Below are 19,958 nucleotides of genomic sequence, written 5' to 3' on the forward strand. Positions count from 1 at the left end.
GGGCGTGCCCGTCGGCCGCGGCTTCGCGCTGTGCGCTCGCCGGTTCAAGTGAATGCGGGCGGTGGTGTGTTGGTTCCGTGATGCGGTCGGGAACCTTCCGGTCAGCGGACCTCACCGTCGAGAAGGACACGCATGACGAGCCGGGTTACGGAAGTCGAGCTGGAAGGACTGCTCCGCGAGGCGCTGCACGCCACGGGTACGGGCGCGCGCTGGGCGGTCGAAGCGGACGAGATGTGGTGCCGTGTCACGCCCGGGGCGGGGACACGGCGGGACCAGGGGTGGAAGCTCCACCTGTCGGCGACGGCCGCGTCCGCGCCGGCCGTCCTCGAGAAGGCCCTGGGGGTGTTGCTGCGGGAGGAGTCGCCGTTCAAGTTCGCCCGGTCGCTGGATCAGGTGAGCGCGCTCAACTCCCGCGCGACGCCCCTGGGAAGCTCGGGCAAGTTCATCACCGTCTACCCGCGCTCCGACGCCGGGGCGGCCCGGCTCGCCCACGAGCTGCACGGGGCCACGGCGGGTCTTGCCGGACCGCGGATCCTGTCCGACCAGCCGTACGCCGTGAACTCGCTGGTGCACTACCGGTACGGCTCGTTCGTCGGCCGGCGGCGGCTCTCGGACGACGGCCTGCTGGTGTGGTTCATCGAGGACCCCGACGGCAACCCCGTGGAGGACCAGCGCACCGGCCGGTACGCCCCGCCCCCTTGGGCGGTGTGCCCGTTCCCCGCCACGGTTCCCGTGGTGCCCCGTGCGGCGGAAGGGGGGCAAGGGGCGGACGGTTCGCGAGAGGCGCGAGGGGCAGGTGCTCCGGTACTGCTCGGTGGTCGTTTCGCGGTACGGGAGGCGATCCGGCACACCAACAAGGGCGGCGTCTACCGGGGCAGCGACGTCCGTACGGGCGCCCTCGTCGTGATCAAGGAGGCCCGGCCGCACGTGGAGGCCGACGCCTCCGGCCACGACGTGCGTGACTGGCTGCGCACCGAGGCCCGGACGCTGGAGCGGCTCAGGGGCACGGGACTGGCTCCGGAACCGCTGGCGCTGTTCGAGCACGGCGGGCACCTCTTCCTGGCCCAGCAGGAAGTGCCGGGCGTCGCCCTGCGCACCTGGGTCGCCGAGCACTTCCGCGACGCCGGGGCGGAGCGCTACCGCGTCGACGCGCGGGCGCAGGTCGGGCGCCTGGTGGAGCTGGTCGCGGCGGCGCACGCCCACGGCTGCGTCCTGCGGGACTTCACACCCGGCAACGTCATGGTCCGTCCGGACGGCGAGCTGCGCCTCATCGACCTCGAACTCGCCGTCCTGGAAGGCGACGCCGCCCGGCCGACCCGCGTGGGAACCCCCGGGTTCAGCGCCCCCGAGCGCCTGACCGGCGCGCCCGTCAGCCCGACGGGCGACTACTACAGCCTCGGTGCCACCGCGTGCTTCGTCCTGGCCGGGAAGGTACCGAACCTGCTGCCCGAGGAGCCCGCCACCAGGGCCCCGGAGCAGCGGCTCGCCGCATGGCTCAGCGCCTGCGCGGGGCCGCTTCGGCTGCCGGACGGCCTCGCGGAGATGGTCCTCGGGCTGATGAAGGACGCCCCCGCCGAGCGGTGGGACCCCGCCCGGGCGCGCGAGGCCCTGCGAAGGGCGGACCGCGACGACCCGGTCACCGGGAAGCCGGAGGACTCGAAGGGCTCGAAGGGCTCGCAGGCCGGGAACGTCGGCGACGCGGTCACCGTGAACGTCGGCGGCACGGTGGCCAGGCCCCTGGCCCACCCGACACCCGGGACCGCGAGCGCCGCCGGCGCCGACGACATCGCCGTCGGCGTGGACGAGGCCGTCGCCGGGATCGTGGACCATCTCCTCGACGCGATGACTCCGGCGGACGAGCGGCGGCTGTGGCCCGTGTCCACCATGGCCGGGGAGACCGACTCCTGCACGGTGCAGCAGGGCGCTGCCGGTGTCCTGGGCGTCCTCACGCGGTACTGGGAACTCACCGGTGACGACCGGCTGCCCGAGCTGATCTCCACCGCCGGCCACTGGATCGCGCACCGCACCGATCTCAGTTCCACCCGCCCCGGCCTGCACTTCGGCGGACGCGGAACGGCCTGGGCGCTGTACGACGCCGGGCGCGCCGTGGACGACGACCGGCTCATGGCGCACGCGACGGCCCTGGCCCTGGCCCCGCAGCAGTCGACGCCCCACCACGACATCACCCACGGCACCGCGGGGAGCGGGGTCGCCGCCGTCCACTTCTGGCACCGCACGGGTGATCCGCGCTTCGCCGAGCTGGTCGTCGACGCGGCCGACCGGCTGACCGCCGCGGGCCGGCGCGACCGCTCCGGGGTGGGCTGGCCGGTGCCCGCCGAAGCCGCCTCCCCGGAGGGCGGCACGGGCTATCTCGGCTTCGCCCACGGAACGGCCGGCATCGGCTGCTTCCTCCTCGCCGCCGCTGCCGTGTCCGGGCGCCCGGAGCACCTGGACCTCGCGGTGGAGGCGGGCGAGCACCTGCGGGACCAGGCCGTGCTCACCGGCGAGGCCGCCCATTGGCCCGCCCGGTCGGCGGACCCGCCCACGGCCGCGTACTGGTGTCACGGGGCGGCGGGCATCGGGACGTTCCTCGTCCGGCTGTGGCAGGCGACCGGGGACGACAGGTTCGGCGAGCTCGCCCGCCGCGCCACGCACGCCGTCACCGAGCGCGCCTCCCGCGCGGCCCTGGCCCAGTGCCACGGTCTGGCGGGCAACGGTGACTTCCTCCTCGACATGGCCGACGCCACGGGCGACCCGGTCCACCGGACCGCGGCCGAGGACCTGGCCCGGCTGCTCCTCGGCGAGCGGGCCCACCGCCGAGCCCAGGTGGTCTTCCCCAACGAGTACGGGGACGTCTCGACCAGCTGGAGCGACGGATCCGCCGGAATCCTGGCCTTCCTCCTGCGGATCCGGCACGCAGACCCCCGGCACTGGATGGTCCAGCGGCCGGTCCGAGCGGCAGCAGGACTGTCGCCGGCTCACTGAACGAAGGAGAGAACCATGGAGAACCACGACATCGAACTGCTCGCCCACCTCCACGCCCTCCCGGAGACCGACCCCGTCGGCGTCGACGGGGCGCCGTTCGCGGCGACGTGTGAGTGCGTCGGCCTGCTGACGCTCCTCAACACGGTCTGTATCGGCATCAGCTGCGCGTAGCACGCACCCATGCATCCGGCCGGCGGCCCGCCCGGGAAGCCGCCGACCGGATGTTCCCCCGGAACCGCAGGGAGGACCCGACCGCATGCAGCCACCCGCCGGTGACGACGACCTCGCCCCCGTGCCCCTCGGGGCGGCCGCCGACCGTACGGCCGTCGCACCGCACGTTCCCGAGCCGGGGTACGCCATCAGCACCCGCGGCCTGGTCAAGAGTTACCCGGGGCCGCACGGGACGAGCACCCTCGCGGTCCGCGGCGTCGACCTGGACGTGCGGCAGGGCGAGACGTTCGCCTTCCTCGGGCCCAACGGCGCGGGGAAGTCCACCACCATCGCCGTCCTGTGCGCCCTGGCCCGGCCCACCGCCGGTCAGGCCACCGTCGCGGGCGCCGACGTGGTCGGCCGGCCCCACGAGGTACGGCGGCGCGTCGGCATGCTGTTCCAGCACAGTGCTCTGGACGGGGATCTGACGGCCGAGCAGAACCTCTTCATCCACGCCCGCCTGTACGGGCTGTCCCGGCGCCGGGCCCGCTCGCGCACCGCGGAGGTTCTCGGGACGGCCGGGCTGACCGACCGGCGGCGCTCCCCCGTACGCACCCTGTCGGGGGGCATGCGGCGGCGCCTGGAGATCGCCCGGGCCCTGCTGCACTCGCCCCGCGTGCTGTTCCTCGACGAGCCGACCACGGGACTCGACCCGCACGCCCGCGCCCAGGTCTGGGACCAGCTGCGCGCGCTGCGCGACCGGGACGGCAGCACGCTCTTCGTCACCACCCACTACCTGGACGAGGCGGAGAACTGCGATCGCATCGCCATCATCGACCGCGGCCGCGTGGTGGCGCGGGGCACGCCCCGAGCGCTGAAGGCGGCGATCGGGGACGACCGGGTCGTCCTGCGGACCGGCGACGACGCGGTGGCGGGACGGATCGTGTGCGGCCTGGTTCCGCCGGACCGGGCTGTCACCGTGGACACCGGCGGAGTCTCCCTGCGGCTGCCGGAGGGCAGCACGTGGATTCCGCGGCTGTGCGCGGCGCTGCAACGCCACGGCGTCGCCGTGCACGCCGCTTCCGCGGCCCCGCCCACGCTCGACGACGTCTTCTTCCACCACACCGGCCGCAGTCTGGACGCCCCCGGGACGGGCCGCCCGCCGGCCGGTCCCACCCCGCCGTCCGTGGCCGCGCCGTCCGTGTCCGCGCCGGACGCGGGAGGCGAGCGATGACCGACCTCACGGTGAAGACCCCCCGGACCACGGGCACGGCGGTCTCGCGCGTCTCCGGCGACGGCGACGGTCGGGGCTCCGACGGCGGTGGCAGGGGGCGGGCGGCCCGGCTCCGGCGCGAACTGCGCGCGATCCACGCCCTGGTCCACCGCGACCTGCTGCGGCTCGCGGGCCAGCGCACCCACACGGCGCTGATGCTGCTGCACCCGGTGCTCTACCTCCTCGTCCTGGGAGGCGGGCTCGCCGCCCTCATCCCGCGCTCCTCCCTGGGCGTCGGCTACCAGACGTATCTCTTCCCCGGCATGCTGATGATGACGGTGCAGACCCCGGCCATCATGGTCGGCATCCGTCTGATCACCGACCGGCAGAGCGGCTACGTGCGGGAGCTGCTCATGGCCCCCGTCGGCCGCACCACCCTCCTCCTGGGGCACTGCGCGGGCGGCACGTTGACGGCCACGGCGCAGGGCGCCGTGCTGCTCGGCCTGGTCGGCACGGTCGGCCTGCCCTACGACCCGCTCCTCCTGGTCCTGCTGCTGGGCGGGATGGTCCTGGCCTCGTTCACCATCACCGCGCTGGCCCTGACCCTGGCCGTGTCCCTGCGCAGGGCGGAGACGTTCCACACCCTCCTCGGCGTGGTCATGATGCCGCTGCTGTTCCTCTCCGGCGGCTTCTTCCCCCTGGGGGCGCTGCCCGGCTGGGCCCATGCCGTCGCCGGCGCCAACCCGCTGGCCCTCGCCGTGGACCTGCTGCGCCGGTGCATCGCCTACCAAGTGCCCGGTGGGCAGGCGGAGACCGGCGTCGAGTGGGACGGCCGGCAGCCTCCCCTTCCCCTCGAAGCGGGTCTCCTCCTCTCCGTCGGCGCTGTCGCCCTGTTCTGGGCCGCGCGCCGCTTCAACCGTCCTGACTGACGTACCGGTTCAGGGAGAGACCCGGTCCTGGAGGGCCGACTGCCAGGCGGGGGCGGGGGTGGTGGGCTTGCTCTCGGGGCGCCGGCCGCCCTGCGCGAAGAAGTCGACCAGCGGCAGCAGGGCGGCGCCGACCGTGACCGCCTCCGGGCCGAGGGTGCCGAGACCGATGCCGGTGCGGCTGGCGGGGTACGTGAGCGCGTACGCGCGTGCGTGGCCGGACACGGTTTCGAGGAAGCGGGTGCCGAGCTGGAGTCCGGCCCAGCCGCCGACCAGGATGCGCTCGGGCTGGAAGAGGTTGATGAGGTCGGCGAAGCCGGCGCCCAGGTACTCGGCGGTCTCCTCCAGGACGGCGACCGCGGTGGCGTCGGGTTCCGTCGCCGCCTCCGCCGGGTAGGCCGCGGCCAGCATCGCCGTCAGCGCGGTCTCCTCGTCCGCGCCCGCCGGGGGCTTCCCGCCCGCCTCCCGCCACCGTTCCAGGAGGGCTTCGGCTCCGGCGTACGCCTCCAGGCAGCCGCGTGCGCCGCAGCGGCAGCGCCGCCCCCGGACCCGTACCGTCAGATGACCCCATTCGATGGCCCGGCCGGGGCCCATCGGGTCGGTGACCACGCAGGCGCCGACGCCCGAGCCGAAGAGGACCACCACGGCGCTGCGCGCGCCGCGTCCCGCGCCGAACCACATCTCGGCCTGGCCGAGGGTCTTGGCGCCGTTGTCGATCCAGTAGGGGACGGTTTCGGGCAGGTCGACGGCGGCGCGGAGGAGCCGTTCGAAGGGGACGGCGTCCCAGCCGATGGTCTGGCCGTGCACGACGGCGCCGTCCTCGGTGGTGCGGGCGACGATTCCGGGGACGCCGATGCCGACGCCGATGAGACGGTCGGCGGGTACGTCCGCGAGGCGCAGCACCTCGGCGATGCCCTCGCGGACGCGGTCGACGACGAGATCGACGTCGTAGCGGTCCGTGCGGGGTCCGGAGCAGGCCAACGGGTGCTCGGTGCGGGCGAGTTCGGTGAGGGTGAGGTCGAACAGCTCGATCCTGACCCGGGTTTCGCCGATGTCGACGCCGATCATGAAGCCGCTGGCGGGAGTGATCCTGACGAGGGTGCGGGGGCGCCCACCGGCGGAGTCGACGCTGCCGGCCTCCTCGACGAGGCCGTCGGCGACGAGTTCGGCGACCACGTTGCTGACGGAGCCCGAGCTGAGCCCGGTCGCCGGGCCGAGCATGAGGCGGCTCATCGGCCCGTCGAAGTACAGCCTGCGCAGAACGGCGGTGCGGTTCTCGCGCCGCAGGTCACGAACTGTGCGGCCAGTTCTCGCGTGCACTTTGGTCCCCGTCTCTGGAGTGGTTCGTTGCAACATACCCGCAGTACAGGCCTTGACGCGACCTTCTCATGGGGTTTAACTCACATCCTAAATTAAGCCGAATGGCACGGCGAGGCCTCCAGTCGCCCACCACATCGGCCATCCCCTCGTCCCCGAAAGGGCCCAGGAGCCATGCGCAGAGTCAGAGCCGCTGTCACCGGTGTCGTCACCCTCTCCCTCGCCTTCACCGCCACCGCCTGCGGGGGCGGTGACGGGAGCGAGTCGTCGCCGAAGACACTCACCTACTGGGCCTCCAACCAGGGCGCCAGCCTGGAGGTCGACAAGAAGGTCCTGCAGCCCGAGCTCGACCAGTTCGAGAAGGAGACCGGGATCAAGGTCAAGCTGGAGGTGATCCCGTGGTCCGACCTGCTCAACAGGATCCTCACCGCGACCACCTCGGGCCAGGGCCCCGACATCCTCAACATCGGCAACACCTGGAGCGCCTCGCTCCAGTCCACCGGCGCCCTCCTGCCCTGGGACGCGAAGAACCTGGAGGCCATCGGCGGCAAGGACCGCTTCGTCGACTCCGCGCTCGGCTCCACCGGCGCCCCCGGCAAGGACCCCGCCGCCGTACCGCTCTACTCCATGGCCTACGCCCTCTACTACAACAAGCAGATGTTCAAGGACGCGGGCATAGCCAAGCCGCCGACCACCTGGGACGAGGTGATCGCGGCCGGCAAGAAGCTCAGCAAGGACGGCAAGGCGGGCATCGGGGTCGAGGGCTCCAACCTCTCCAACAACATCCACCAGGTCTTCGTCCTCGGCAAGCAGCACGGTGCCGACTTCTTCACCGCCGACGGCAAGCCCGACTTCACCTCCGACGGCGCCGTCGCCGCCGTCAAGCAGTACATCGACCTGATGGCCGTACACAAGATCGTCGCCCCCGGCAACGCCGAGTACGCCCAGAACCAGTCCCTCAGCGACTTCGCCAAGGACAAGACCGGCATGGTCCTGTGGCAGACCCCGTCGCAGACCTTCTCCTCCCAGGGCATGGCCCCGGAGGAGTGGGGCGTGGCCCCCGCCCCGGTCCCGTCGGGCAAGCCCGGTCAGGGCGCCCAGACCAACTCGATGGTCGCCGGCATCAACCTGGCCGTCTTCAAGAACACCAAGAACCTCGACGGCGCGCTGAAGTTCGTGAAGTTCATGACCAGCGACGAGGAGCAGATCCTCCTCAACAAGGCGTACGGCTCCGTCCCGCCCGTCAAGTCCGCCCAGAAGGACCCCGGCTTCGCCGACCCGTCGCTCGCCGTCATCCGCGACACCCTGGCCACCAGCGCCGCGGCCCTGCCGCAGGTGCCCGAGGAGTCGCAGTTCGAGACGGTCGTGGGCACCGCGGTCAAGGAGCTGTTCGCCGACGCCGCCGCCGGCCGCCCGGTCACCACGGAGTCCGTGAAGGCCAAGCTCGAAAAGGCCCAGCAGCAGATGCCCAAGAAGTAGGCAGCCCCACCATGACCGAAACCGCCGTCGCTCCCCCGACCGAGCCGGCGGTGCGCAAGGCCACACCCGGAGAGGCACGCGCACCACGCCGCTCCGGGCGTCGCCGCATCGCACTGCCCTACCTGCTGCTCCTGCCCGCCCTGCTCCTCGAACTCCTCGTCCACCTCGTGCCGATGCTCATGGGCATCGCCATGAGCTTCAAGGAGCTCACCCAGTTCTACATCCGCAACTGGGGCGAGGCTCCCTGGTCGGGTCTCGACAACTACACCGTCGCGATCGACTTCGACGCCCCCGTCGGACAGGCGCTCCTGAAGTCCTTCCTGACGACCTGTCTGTTCACCGTCCTCTCCGTGGGGTTGTGCTGGCTCCTCGGAACGGCCGCCGCGATCTTCCTCCAGGAGAACTTCCGGGGCCGGGGCTTCCTCCGGACGCTGTTCCTCGTGCCGTACGCCCTGCCGGTCTACGCCGCCGTCATCACCTGGGCGTTCATGTTCCAGCGGGACAACGGCCTGATCAACCACGTCCTCCACGACCAGCTCGGCATCGGCGACAGCCCCGCGTTCTGGCTCATCGGGGACAACAGCTTCTGGGCCCTGCTGGTCGTCTCCGTGTGGAAGGGCTGGCCGTTCGCCTTCCTCACCGTCATGGCCGGACTGCAGAACATCCCCCGGGACATGTACGAGGCGGCGGCGCTCGACGGCGCCGGCGTGTGGAAGCAGATCCGGCACATCACCCTGCCGTCGCTGCGCTCCGTGAACCAGGTCCTCGTGCTCGTCCTGTTCCTCTGGACGTTCAACGACTTCAACACGCCGTTCGTGCTCTTCGGCAAGGCCGCGCCCGAAGCGGCCGACCTGATCTCGCTCCACATCTACCAGTCGTCCTTCCAGACCTGGAACTTCGGTACGGGCTCCGCCATGTCGGTCCTGCTCCTGCTGTTCCTGCTCGTCGTCACGGGCGTCTACCTCCTGCTCACCAGCCGCGGAAGGAAGACCTCCGATGTCTGAACACGCCTCCCCGCGCACCGCTGCGCGCTCCCCCATGGCGGCGCCCCGCTCGTTCCTCTGGGCCCGGCGGATCTTCCTCACGCTGCTCACCGCGTTCGTGGTGCTGCCGGTGTACGTCATGGTCTCCAGCTCCCTGAAGCCGCTGGAGGACGTCTCGGGGAAGTTCGAGTGGATCCCCTCCGGGCTCACGCTCCGCCCGTACGTCGACATCTGGGAGACCGTCCCGCTCGCCGACTACTTCGTGAACTCGATCGTGGTCGCGGGCGCGGCCACGGTGTGCTCGGTGGTGGTCGCGATCTTCGCCGCGTACGCCGTCAGCCGCTACACCTTCCGCGGCAAGCGGGTCTTCACCGTCACGGTGCTGTCCACCCAGATGTTCCCCGGCATCCTCTTCCTGCTGCCGCTCTTCCTCATCTACGTCAACATCGGCAACGCCACCGGCATCGCCCTCTTCGGCTCCCGGGAAGGCCTGATCCTCACCTATCTGACCTTCTCGCTGCCGTTCTCCATCTGGATGCTGACCGGCTACTTCGACTCGATCCCGCGCGAGCTCGACGAGGCCGCCAAGGTCGACGGCTGCGGGCCGATCAGCGCGCTGTTCCGGGTCATCGTCCCGGCCGCGTCCCCCGGCATCATCGCCGTCGCCGTCTACGCCTTCATGACCGCCTGGGGCGAGGTCCTCTTCGCCTCCGTCATGACCAACGACACCACCCGCACCCTCGCCGTCGGTCTCCAGGGGTACGCCACCCAGAACGACGTCTACTGGAACCAGGTGATGGCCGCGTCCCTCGTGGTGAGCGTCCCCGTCGTCGTCGGCTTCCTGCTCCTCCAGCGCTATCTCGTCGCCGGCCTCACCGCAGGTGCGGTCAAGTGACGCCCCTCTCCTCACCCACCACGAAGAGGTTCCCCGTGTCCGAATCCACCGACTCCCGCACCGCGCTCGACCTGGAGGCCTTCCCGCCGGACTTCACCTGGGGCACCGCGACCTCCGCGTACCAGATCGAGGGCGCCGTCGCCGAGGACGGCCGGGCGCCGTCCATCTGGGACACCTTCTCCCGCGTCCCCGGCGCGATCGACAACGGCGACCACGGCGACACCGCCTGCGACCACTACCACCGCTGGCCCGAGGACATCGCCCTGATGAAGGGCCTCGGCACCGACGCCTACCGGCTCTCCGTCGCCTGGCCCCGCGTCGTGCCCGGCGGCGACGGACCCGTCAACGCGGCGGGACTCGACTTCTACGACCGGCTCGTCGACGGACTCCTCGACGCCGGGATCGCCCCGTCGGTCACCCTCTACCACTGGGACCTCCCGCAGGCCCTCCAGGACCGGGGCACGGACGACCGCGGCGGCTGGACCGAGCGGGCCACCGCCGAGCACCTCGCCGCCTACGCCTCCGTCGTCGCCGAACGCCTCGGCGACCGCGTCACCCAGTGGGCCACCCTCAACGAACCGCTCTGCTCCGCCTGGATCGGCCACCTGGAAGGCCGGATGGCCCCGGGCCTGACCGACCTGACGGCCGCCGTCCGCGCCTCGTACCACCTGCTCCTCGGGCACGGCCTCGCCACCCAGGCCATCCGCGCCGCCGCCCCCGGCGCCCAGGTCGGCCTCGTCACCAACCACTCCACCGTCGCGCCCGCCTCCACCCGGCCCGAGGACATCGCCGCCGCCGCCCGCGCGGACGGCCACACCAACCGCTGGTGGCTCGACCCGGTGTACGGCCGCGGCTTCCCCGCCGACATGCGCGAACTGTACGGAGTCGAACTCCCGGAGCGGCCCGGCGACCTGGAGCTCATCGCGGCCCCGCTGGACTGGCACGGCCTCAACTACTACTTCCCCGTCACCGTCGCCGACGACCCGACGGGACCCGCCCCGTACGCGAGCGAGGTGCGCCTCCCCGACGTGCCCCGCACCGGCATGGACTGGCAGATCGACGCCGGCGGCCTGGAGGCCTTCCTGCTGCGGCTCACCGAGGAGTACGGCGTACAGAAGCTGTACGTCACCGAGAACGGCTCGGCCTTCCCCGACACCGTCGCCCCCGACGGCTCGGTCCACGACCCGGAGCGCACCCGCTACCTGGAGCAGCACCTCGCCGCCTGTGCGAGCGCGCTGCGCAAGGGCGCCCCGCTCGCCGGCTACTACGCCTGGTCCCTGCTCGACAACTTCGAATGGGCCTACGGCTACGACAAGCGCTTCGGCCTCGTCCACGTCGACTACGCCACCCAGCGCAGGACCGTGAAGACGAGCGGGCGCCGCTACGCGGACATCGTCCGCGCCCACCGGGCGGCGCACACCGGCTGACCGGAGCCCCCGCGCCACCGTCCGGAAGGCCGCCCCGGGACCACCGGGGCGGCCTTCCGGGGTAGCGGTCCCGGCCGCCCGTGAGGGTCAGCCGGACTCGCGTACGACGAGGAGCGGTTCGAACACCTTCGCGGCCGTCTCCGAGGGTGCGCCGTCGAGCTGTTCGACGAGGAGCGTGGCCATCGCGGCAGCCATGCGCTCCACCGGCTGGCGGACGGTGGTCAGCTGCGGCCGCGCGTCGCGCGCCGCCACCGAGTCGTCGAAGCCCACCACCGCCACCGTGCCGGGGATCGGGACGCCCTGCTCACGCAGGTACTGGCAGGCGCCCCGGGCCATCAGGTCGTTGGCGGCGAACACGGCGTCGATCCCCGGGTGGTCCTTCAGGAGCCTGGCCATGGCGCGCCTGCCGCTGTCCACCGTGAACCGGCCCCGTGCGACGGGAACCGACGTCACCCCGTGCGCCGCGAGCGCCTCCCGGAAGCCGTCGAGGCGGTCCCGCGCCGTGGGGGCGGTGACGGGTGCGGCGATGGTGGCCGGTCGTCTGCGGCCGGTGGCCCACAGGTGCTCCGCCGCGAGTCGCGCGCCGGCGCCGTTGTCCAGGTCGACGTACCGGCAACGCTCCCCGTCGCGGGGGCGGCCGAACAGCACCGTGGGAAGGCCCGCCGCGACCAGCATCGACGGGAGCGGGTCGTTCTCGTCGAGCGGCACGACCAGGGCTCCGTCCGCTCCGCCCTGCCGCAGGTACTCGACGAGTTGGGCCCTGGCCTGCTCGGACTCGGCGACGAGCAGGACGGGCTGGATCGCGCGGCGGCGCAGGACCGGCAGGACGCCGTCCACCACGCGGCCGAAGAACGGGTCGGAGAACACCCGGGCGGTGAAGGACCTGCCCGTGGCGGAGAGCACCAGGGCCACGGTCCCGGTGCGCCGGGTGACCAGGGAACGGGCGGCCTGGTTGGGCGTGTAGCCGATGCGGGCGATGGCTTCGCGGACGCTCCGCTGGATGTCGGGGGCCACGTTGCGCACGCCGTTGACGACGCGGGACACGGTCGCGCGCGAGACCCCCGCCTCGCGTGCGACGTCTTCCAGAGTCGGTCCTCGATTCCCCACCCGCGCACCTTAGCGGTGCCGTGTGTCCGGTGGCAGGACGGTCCACGGCCGGCCGGAACCACTTGCTGTCGACACTTAATGAAAGCCAAAAGAAAAGGCGTGTCATACGCCTTGACCGTCACTCGCCCTGCGGGCAGTGTTTCGGGAGAGCGCTCTCCCATGTTTCCCCCCTGTATCCAGAGGAGACCCCATGTCTTCCGTCGGGTCCCCGCCGGTCCTCCGGCGACCCGCCTCACGTGTCCGACGCGCCACCGTCGGCGCGCTCGTCACCTCCCTGGCCGGCGGCCTGCTCGCCCTCTCCCCCGCCACCACCGCGCAAGCGGCCCCCGCCCTGCTCTCCCAGGGCAAGACCGCCACCGCCTCCTCCACCGAGGGCGCCGCCTTCTCCGCCTCCGCCGCCGTCGACGGCAACCTGGGAACCCGCTGGGCCAGCGCCTGGCAGGACGCCCAGTGGATCCAGGTCGACCTCGGCAGCAGCGCCACGCTCAGCCACGCCGTCCTCACCTGGGAGGCGGCCTACGGCAGGAGCTACACCATCCAGGCCTCCGAGAACGGCACCGACTGGCGGACCGTCACCTCCGTCAGCGCGGGCGACGGAGGCACCGACGACGTCACGCTCTCCGGCACCGGCCGCTACATCCGCATGAACGGCCTCACCCGGGCCACCGGATACGGCTTCTCCCTCTGGGAGTTCCAGGTCTACGGCACCACCGGCGGCACCGGCCCGACGCTCCCCGGCGGCGGCGACCTCGGCCCCAACGTGCACGTCTTCGACCCGTCGACGCCGGGCATCCAGGCCAAGCTGGACCAGGTCTTCCAGCAGCAGGAGTCGGCCCAGTTCGGCAGCGGCCGGCACGCCTTCCTCTTCAAGCCCGGCACGTACAACGGCCTCAACGCCCAGATCGGCTTCTACACCCAGATCGCCGGCCTCGGGCTGCGTCCCGGCGACACCACCATCAACGGAGACGTGACCGTCGACGCCGGCTGGTTCAACGGCAACGCCACCCAGAACTTCTGGCGCGGCGCCGAGGGCCTGACCCTCAACCCGGTCAACGGCACCGACCGGTGGGCCGTCTCGCAGGCCTCCTCCTTCCGCCGCATGCACGTCAAGGGCGGCCTCAACCTGGCGCCGAACGGCTACGGCTGGGCCAGCGGCGGCTACATCGCCGACTCCAAGATCGACGGCCAGATAGGCAACTACTCCCAGCAGCAGTGGTACACCCGGGAGAGCTCCATCGGCGGCTGGTCCAACAGCGTCTGGAACCAGACCTTCTCCGGCGTCGAGGGCGCCCCGGCCACCTCCTTCCCCGAGCCCCGCTACACCACGCTCGACACCACGCCCGTCTCCCGCGAGAAGCCGTACCTCTACCTCGACGGCAACGAGTACAAGGTCTTCGCCCCCGCCAAGCGCGTCAACGCCCGCGGCACCAGCTGGGCCAACGGCGCCCCGCAGGGCGAGTCGATCCCGCTGAGCCAGTTCTACGTGGTCAAGCCGGGCGCCACCGCCGCCACCATCAACCAGGCGCTGGCCCAGGGCCTGCACCTGCTGTTCACGCCCGGCGTCTACCACGTCGACCAGACCATCAACGTGAACCGCGCGAACACGATCGTGCTCGGCCTCGGCCTCGCCACGATCATCCCGGACAACGGCGTCACCGCGATGAAGGTCGCCGACGTCGACGGCGTCCGCCTCGCCGGCTTCCTCATCGACGCCGGCCCGGTCAACTCGCCGACCCTGCTGGAACTCGGACCGCAGAACTCCGCCGCCGACCACGCCGCCAACCCGACCACCGTGCAGGACGTGTACGTCCGCATCGGCGGCGCCGGCGCGGGCAAGGCCACCACCAGCGTGGTCGTGAACAGCGACGACGCCATCATCGACCACACCTGGGTGTGGCGCGCCGACCACGGCGAGGGCGTCGGCTGGGAGACCAACCGGGCCGACTACGGCGTCCGGGTCAACGGCGACGACGTCCTCGCCACCGGACTCTTCGTCGAGCACTTCAACAAGTACGACGTCGAGTGGTACGGCGAGCGCGGCCGCACGATCTTCTACCAGAACGAGAAGGCGTACGACGCCCCCAACCAGGCCGCCATCCAGAACGGCGCGACCAAGGGGTACGCCGCCTACCGGGTCGACGACTCCGTGACCACCCACGAGGCCTGGGGCCTCGGCAGCTACTGCAACTACAACGTGGATCCGACGATCGTCCAGGACCACGGCTTCAAGGCACCCGTCAAGCCGGGCGTGAAGTTCCACAGCCTCCTCGTCGTGTCCCTCGGCGGCATGGGCCATTACAACCACGTCATCAACGACACCGGGGCGTCCACCATCCCCGCCGGCACCTCCACCGTGCCCTCCACCGTCGTCTCCTTCCCCTGACCGGCCCGCCGGGACGCCCCTCACCTCCGGTGCGTCCCGGCCCCCTCACCCCTTCCGGGCGGCGCCCCAGTCCCCGCAGCGCCGCCCGGAAGGCGATCCCCTCCCCCTCCGTCCAGGAGCCGCCATGACCGCGACCCAAGCCCCCACCACACGAAGGCGCACCCGCACCCGCACGACGGCCTCGCTCGTCTCCGTCGGTGCCCTGCTCACCACCGCCCTCTCCTCCGCCACGATGCTGACCGCGGCGCCCGCCACCGCCGCGGAGACCCTCCTCTCCCAGGGGAAGACCGCCACCGCCTCCTCCACCGAGGGCGCCGCCTGGGCCGCCTCCGCCGCCGTCGACGGCGACCTCACCGGAACCCGCTGGGCGAGCCAGTGGAGCGACGCCCAGTGGCTCCAGGTCGACCTGGGCGCCGGCGCGAACATCAGCCGCGTCGTCCTGAACTGGGAGGGCGCCTACGGCAAGGCGTACGACATCCAGCTCTCCGACAACGGAACCGACTGGCGCACCGTCAAGTCCGTGACCGCGGGCGACGGCGGCACCGACGAACTCGCGGTCACCGGCACCGGCCGCTACGTCCGCCTCCAGGGGATCACCCGGGGCACCGGCTACGGCTACTCCCTGTGGGAGTTCCGGGTGTACGGCGGCGGGTCCACGCAGCCCGAGCCCGGCGGCGCCGTCCGCGTCACCGGCACCCAGGGCAACTGGCAGTTGACGGTCGGCGGGCAGCCGTACACCGTCAAGGGCGTCACCTGGGGCCCCGCGATGGCCGACGCCCCCCGCTACATGCCGGACGTCAGATCGATGGGCGTCAACACGGTCCGCACCTGGGGCACCGACGCCGGCACCAAACCGCTGCTCGACGCGGCGGCCGCCCACGGCGTCAAGGTGATCAACGGCTTCTGGCTCCAGCCGGGCGGCGGCCCGGGCTCCGGCGGCTGCGTCAACTACGTGACGGACAGCGCGTACAAGAGCAGCATGCTCACCGAGTTCGCCAAGTGGGTCGACACCTACAAGTCCCACCCCGCCACCCTCATGTGGAACGTCGGCAACGAGTCCGTCCTCGGTCTGCAGAACTGCTACGGCGGCACCGAGCTGGAAGCCCAGCGCAACGCTTACACCACCTTCGTCAACGACGTCGCCAAGAAGATCCACTCCATCGACCCCGACCACCCCGTGACCTCCACGGACGCGTGGACCGGCGCCTGGCCCTACTACCAGCGCAACGCGCCCGACCTCGACCTCTACTCGATGAACGCCTACGGCGACATCTGCGGGGTCCGCCAGGACTGGGTGGAGGGCGGCTACACCAAGCCGTACATCATCACCGAGACCGGGCCGGCCGGCGAATGGGAGACCCCCAAGGACGCCAACGGCGTCCCCGACGAACCCACCGACGTCCAGAAGGCCGACGGATACACCAAGGCCTGGAACTGCGTAACCGGCCACCAGGGCGTCGCCCTCGGCGCGACCGTCTTCCACTACGGCACCGAGCACGACTTCGGCGGCGTCTGGTTCAACCTGCTCCCCGACGGCCTCAAGCGCCTCTCGTACTACGCCCTCAAGAAGGCGTACACCGGCTCCGTCGCCGGCGACAACACCCCGCCGGTCATCAGCGGCATGACGGTCACCCCCGCCGGATCCGCCCCGGCCGGCGGCGAGTTCACGGTCCGCGCCGACATCCGCGACCCCGACGGCGACCCCGTCACCACCAAGATCTACCTGAGCGGCAACTACGCCAACGGCGACAAGCGCCTGATCGAGGCCCCGTACCGCTCCCTCGGCAACGGCACCTTCGCCGTCACCGCGCCCGAGAAGCTCGGCCTGTGGAAGGTGTACGTCCAGGCCGAGGACGGCCGCGGCAACGCAGGCATCGAGACGAAGTCCGTCAAGGTCGTCGCCCCGCCCGTCGCCGGCACCAACATCGCCCTGAACAGGCCCACCACCGCCTCCTCCGCGCAGGCCTCCTACGGCGACTGCCCCTGCCCGGCCACCCACGCGACCGACGGCAACCCCACCACCCGCTGGGCCAGCGACTGGAGCGACCCGCAGTGGATCCGGGTCGACCTCGGCTCGGTCCGCTCCTTCAACCGGCTCCAGCTGGTCTGGGACCCCGCCTTCGCCCGCGCCTACGAGGTCCAGGTCTCCGACGACGGCGCCACCTGGCGCACCATCCACGCCACCACCACCGGAAACGGCGACATCGACACCATCGAGACCGGCGCCACCGCACGGTACGTCAAGCTCCAGCTCACCGCGCGCGGCACCGGCTGGGGCTACTCGCTCCACGAGTTCGGCATCTACAGCTGACCCCCTGAGGAGAACGAGGAGATCACGATGAGAATCCGCGGCCGGACCCTGTCCGCCTCACTGCTCACCGCCGCCTTGGGCGTCTCCGCCCTCACGGTGAACACCTACACCGCGGCCACCGCCCACGGGGAGACCACCGCCCCGGCCACCGCCGCCGGCGCCCACAGCGCGCATTCGGCGGGCGCCGCCCAAGGCCACGTCATGGCGGCCTCCGCGCTCCCCTCGGGGGACGACGCCGACGGCGACGGCTACATCCCGGCCGTACCCCCGGTCACCGGGGTGACCCCGTCCACGGCCACCCCGCCCCCGGCCTACCACCACGAGTTCCAGGCCGGCTGCTCCGTCACCCACACCGCGCCGGACGACCCGATCGTCTACCCGGGCCAGTTCGGCAAGTCCCACGACCACACGTTCATGGGCAACACCTCCACGAACGCCGCCAGCACCACCGGCTCGCTCTACGGAGGCAACACCACCTGCAAGGCGCCCGCGGACGCCTCCGCCTACTGGATGCCCTCGCTGTACAAGGGCGACCAGAAGATCCTGCCCGTCGGCCCGCAGGTCATCTACTACAAGGCGGGCGTCACCGACTACCGGAGCGTGCGCCCCTTCCCCAAGGGGCTGCGGTTCGTCGTCGGCAACCCGACGCAGACCGCCGAGGAGTTCCGCGGCCACAAGGGGTTCGTCGAGGGCTGGGAATGCGGTGACAGCTTCTTCAACACCGACTTCCCGGCGAGCTGTCCGAGCCGGCCCGACGTCCAGCTCAACCTGCGCATGCAGGCCCCCAGCTGCTGGAACGGCCTGCACCTCGACACCCCCGACCACAAGAGCCACATGGCGTACCCGGTGGTCAAGCCCGGCACCAACGACAACATGTGCCCGGCCTCCCACCCGGTCGCCCTGCCGATGATCGAGTTCAAGATGGCGTGGCCGGTCAACGGCGACATGAGCCAGATCCGCCTGGCCAGCGGCCGCGGCTACTCCTTCCACTACGACTTCTTCAACGCGTGGGAGGAGCGCACCCTCAAGGCCCTCGTCGACCACTGCATCGTCGGCGGCCTGCAGTGCGACACCCGGGGCTTCGACCTGTACCGCCCCGAACGCGGTGTCGTGCTCGACGAGAACCACCGCCTGCCCTGACCCGACCACCCGCACACGGCCCGGACGCCCGCCAGGGCGCCCGGGCCGCCGTCCCGTCCGCCGCCCCGACACAGGAGCACCCCATGAACGCGCCCGCGCCGTCCGCCACCGCCCACCACGACGCGCTCATCGACCTCCTCCCGCCGCACTTCCGCTTCGGAGCGGCCACCTCCGCCTTCCAGATCGAGGGAGCCACCGCCGAGGACGGCCGCACCCCGTCCATCTGGGACACCTTCTGCCGCGTCCCCGGGGCCGTCGACAACGGCGACACCGGAGACGTGGCCTGCGACCACTACCACCGCATGCCCGAGGACGTGGCCCTGCTCGCCTCCCTCGGCCTCGACACGTACCGCTTCTCCGTCTCCTGGTCCCGCGTCCAGCCCCACGGCCGAGGACCGGCCAACCCGGCGGGCATCGGCTTCTACGACCGCCTCGTCGACGAACTCCTCGCGCACGGCCTCACCCCCTGGCTCACCCTGTACCACTGGGACCTGCCCCAGGAGCTCCAGGACGCCGGCGGCTGGCCCGCCCGCGACACCGCCCACCGGTTCGCCGACTACGCCGAACTCGTCCACGAACGTCTCGGCGACCGCGTCACCCACTGGACCACCCTCAACGAACCGTTCTGCTCGGCCGTCCTCGGCCACGTGGAAGGCGTCCACGCGCCCGGCGGCCGCTCCTTCGCCGACGGGGTGCGCGCCGTGCACCACCTGCACCTCGCCCACGGGCTCGCGGTCCAGCGGCTGCGCTCCGCCGCCCGCCGGCCCCTCGACCTGGCCGTCACGCACCTCCTCGGCACCAGCCGGCCCGCCACCGGATCGGCCGCCGACCGCGAGGCCGCGCGCCGGGCCGACGCCCTCGGGTTCCGCTTCTACCTCGACCCGGTCCTGCGCGGCCGGTACCCGCAGGACCTCGTCGACGACCTGGCCGCGCGCGGCGTCGAGATCCCGGTCAGGCCGGGCGACCTGGAGATCATCTCCAGCCCGATCGACACCCTGGGCGTCAACTACTACCGCTCGATGCGTACGTCGGGAGTCGACGAGACCGGCGCCGGCACCGACTCCCTCGGCGTCCCCGTCACCCGGAACCTGCCGCACGGCGGCCTGCCGGTCACCGGCCTCGGCTGGGAGGTGATGCCGCACGACCTCACCGAGCTGCTGCTGCGCATCTCCCGCGACTACCCCGGCACGCCGATGGTGGTCACCGAGAACGGCGCCGCGTACGAGGACGTGCCCGACGCCGACGGCTTCGTCGAGGACTCCGACCGCACCGCCTACCTCGCGTCCCACCTCGCCGCCGTGGCCGAGGCCCGCACCCGGGGCGCCGACGTCCGCGGCTACTTCGCCTGGTCGCTCCTGGACAACTTCGAGTGGGCGTACGGCTACGACAAGCGCTTCGGCCTCGTCCGCGTCGACTACGCCACCCAGACCCGTACGCCCAAGCGCAGCGCCCTGTGGCTCGGCGCGACGGCCCGCCGCGTCCGGGCCGCCGGCGGGCACGGGTGAGGCCCTGGGGGCGACTCGGGGGGGGGGAAGTCACCGTCGGCTCGCCGGCGAGGAGCACCGCCGACGCCGTCTGCCGTATCGTCGGCCGGGCCCGACCGAGCCCCGCCGGACCTGATGTGCGCCCCGGCCACGCCCGA

The 19,958-nt window shown here is 72.0% G+C and carries 14 protein-coding genes; 12 read left to right on the forward strand and 2 right to left on the reverse strand.

Translation table 11 applies throughout. The annotated features are described in order from the left end of the window. Nucleotides 1–132: 132 nt before the first annotated feature. The 4 genes from lanL to DEJ43_RS03000 all read left to right on the forward strand — a co-directional run bounded on the left by lanL (nt 133) and on the right by DEJ43_RS03000 (nt 5,277). Nucleotides 133–2,985 (forward strand): class IV lanthionine synthetase LanL, encoded by a 2,853-nt coding sequence (lanL, locus tag DEJ43_RS02990; protein WP_015031826.1) that lies wholly within the window; start codon nt 133–135, stop codon nt 2,983–2,985. A gap of 15 nt (nt 2,986–3,000) precedes the next feature. Next, the gene (venA, locus tag DEJ43_RS37300; RefSeq protein ID WP_015031827.1) at nt 3,001–3,156 is read left to right on the forward strand and encodes a class IV lanthipeptide venezuelin; all 156 of its coding nucleotides are present in this window, start codon (nt 3,001–3,003) and stop codon (nt 3,154–3,156) included. A gap of 85 nt (nt 3,157–3,241) precedes the next feature. Further along, the gene (locus tag DEJ43_RS02995) at nt 3,242–4,369 is read left to right on the forward strand and encodes an ATP-binding cassette domain-containing protein (protein WP_015031828.1); all 1,128 of its coding nucleotides are present in this window, start codon (nt 3,242–3,244) and stop codon (nt 4,367–4,369) included. Further along, nucleotides 4,366–5,277: an ABC transporter permease gene (locus DEJ43_RS03000; protein WP_015031829.1), complete on the forward strand. Its 912-nt coding sequence runs from the start codon at nt 4,366–4,368 to the stop codon at nt 5,275–5,277. The genes DEJ43_RS02995 and DEJ43_RS03000 overlap by 4 nt, the downstream gene beginning before the upstream one ends. Before the next feature lie 9 nt (nt 5,278–5,286). On the opposite strand, the gene DEJ43_RS03005 is transcribed toward DEJ43_RS03000, so the two are convergent. Next, nucleotides 5,287–6,594, reverse strand: coding sequence for an ROK family transcriptional regulator (locus DEJ43_RS03005; RefSeq protein WP_015031830.1), 1,308 nt, complete (start codon nt 6,592–6,594; stop codon nt 5,287–5,289). Nucleotides 6,595–6,765: 171 nt separating this feature from the next. Between DEJ43_RS03005 and DEJ43_RS03010 the strand changes: the two genes are divergently transcribed. The 4 genes from DEJ43_RS03010 to DEJ43_RS03025 are packed head-to-tail and all read left to right on the forward strand — an operon-like array spanning nt 6,766 to nt 11,375. After that, a complete protein-coding gene (locus DEJ43_RS03010) occupies nt 6,766–8,070 on the forward strand; it encodes an extracellular solute-binding protein (RefSeq protein ID WP_015031831.1) in 1,305 nt (434 codons plus the stop codon). Nucleotides 8,071–8,081: 11 nt separating this feature from the next. Continuing rightward, complete coding sequence (locus DEJ43_RS03015) at nt 8,082–9,074, forward strand: carbohydrate ABC transporter permease (protein WP_015031832.1); 993 nt, start codon at nt 8,082–8,084, stop codon at nt 9,072–9,074. A 34-nt stretch (nt 9,075–9,108) separates the two neighbouring features. Continuing rightward, nucleotides 9,109–9,948 carry a carbohydrate ABC transporter permease gene (locus tag DEJ43_RS03020; protein ID WP_041662016.1) on the forward strand — a complete coding sequence of 280 codons (840 nt, stop codon included), beginning with the start codon at nt 9,109–9,111 and terminating at the stop codon, nt 9,946–9,948. Between the two features lie 35 nt (nt 9,949–9,983). Further along, nucleotides 9,984–11,375, forward strand: coding sequence for a GH1 family beta-glucosidase (locus tag DEJ43_RS03025; RefSeq protein ID WP_071891116.1), 1,392 nt, complete (start codon nt 9,984–9,986; stop codon nt 11,373–11,375). Between the two features lie 87 nt (nt 11,376–11,462). Here the strand turns inward: DEJ43_RS03025 and DEJ43_RS03030 are convergent, their stop codons facing one another. Continuing rightward, nucleotides 11,463–12,482, reverse strand: a complete 1,020-nt coding sequence (locus DEJ43_RS03030) for a LacI family DNA-binding transcriptional regulator (RefSeq protein ID WP_015031835.1) — start codon at nt 12,480–12,482, stop codon at nt 11,463–11,465. Between the two features lie 190 nt (nt 12,483–12,672). On the opposite strand from DEJ43_RS03030, the gene DEJ43_RS03035 reads away from it, so the two are divergent. The 4 genes from DEJ43_RS03035 to DEJ43_RS03050 all read left to right on the forward strand — a co-directional run bounded on the left by DEJ43_RS03035 (nt 12,673) and on the right by DEJ43_RS03050 (nt 19,821). Beyond that, entirely contained in the window at nt 12,673–14,865 is a 2,193-nt protein-coding gene (locus tag DEJ43_RS03035) for a discoidin domain-containing protein (RefSeq protein ID WP_015031836.1), read from the forward strand. A gap of 124 nt (nt 14,866–14,989) precedes the next feature. Next, complete coding sequence (locus tag DEJ43_RS03040; protein ID WP_015031837.1) at nt 14,990–17,176, forward strand: discoidin domain-containing protein; 2,187 nt, start codon at nt 14,990–14,992, stop codon at nt 17,174–17,176. A gap of 27 nt (nt 17,177–17,203) precedes the next feature. After that, nucleotides 17,204–18,316, forward strand: coding sequence for a DUF1996 domain-containing protein (locus tag DEJ43_RS03045; protein ID WP_015031838.1), 1,113 nt, complete (start codon nt 17,204–17,206; stop codon nt 18,314–18,316). Nucleotides 18,317–18,399: 83 nt separating this feature from the next. Next, nucleotides 18,400–19,821 carry a GH1 family beta-glucosidase gene (locus tag DEJ43_RS03050; RefSeq protein WP_015031839.1) on the forward strand — a complete coding sequence of 474 codons (1,422 nt, stop codon included), beginning with the start codon at nt 18,400–18,402 and terminating at the stop codon, nt 19,819–19,821. Nucleotides 19,822–19,958: the final 137 nt, after the last annotated feature.

Source organism: Streptomyces venezuelae ATCC 10712 (assembly GCF_008639165.1).
Lineage (GTDB): Bacteria > Actinomycetota > Actinomycetes > Streptomycetales > Streptomycetaceae > Streptomyces > Streptomyces venezuelae.

What these genes read in the sequence shown, in the direction of transcription:
- venA (WP_015031827.1), top strand. Translation starts at nt 3,001, where the DNA reads ATGGAGAACCACGACATCGAACTGCTCGCCCACCTCCACGCCCTCCCG.
- DEJ43_RS03010 (WP_015031831.1), top strand. Translation starts at nt 6,766, where the DNA reads ATGCGCAGAGTCAGAGCCGCTGTCACCGGTGTCGTCACCCTCTCCCTC.
- DEJ43_RS03000 (WP_015031829.1), top strand. Translation starts at nt 4,366, where the DNA reads ATGACCGACCTCACGGTGAAGACCCCCCGGACCACGGGCACGGCGGTC.
- DEJ43_RS02995 (WP_015031828.1), top strand. Translation starts at nt 3,242, where the DNA reads ATGCAGCCACCCGCCGGTGACGACGACCTCGCCCCCGTGCCCCTCGGG.
- DEJ43_RS03020 (WP_041662016.1), top strand. Translation starts at nt 9,109, where the DNA reads ATGGCGGCGCCCCGCTCGTTCCTCTGGGCCCGGCGGATCTTCCTCACG.
- DEJ43_RS03015 (WP_015031832.1), top strand. Translation starts at nt 8,082, where the DNA reads ATGACCGAAACCGCCGTCGCTCCCCCGACCGAGCCGGCGGTGCGCAAG.
- DEJ43_RS03045 (WP_015031838.1), top strand. Translation starts at nt 17,204, where the DNA reads ATGAGAATCCGCGGCCGGACCCTGTCCGCCTCACTGCTCACCGCCGCC.
- DEJ43_RS03050 (WP_015031839.1), top strand. Translation starts at nt 18,400, where the DNA reads ATGAACGCGCCCGCGCCGTCCGCCACCGCCCACCACGACGCGCTCATC.
- DEJ43_RS03035 (WP_015031836.1), top strand. Translation starts at nt 12,673, where the DNA reads ATGTCTTCCGTCGGGTCCCCGCCGGTCCTCCGGCGACCCGCCTCACGT.
- DEJ43_RS03040 (WP_015031837.1), top strand. Translation starts at nt 14,990, where the DNA reads ATGACCGCGACCCAAGCCCCCACCACACGAAGGCGCACCCGCACCCGC.
- lanL (WP_015031826.1), top strand. Translation starts at nt 133, where the DNA reads ATGACGAGCCGGGTTACGGAAGTCGAGCTGGAAGGACTGCTCCGCGAG.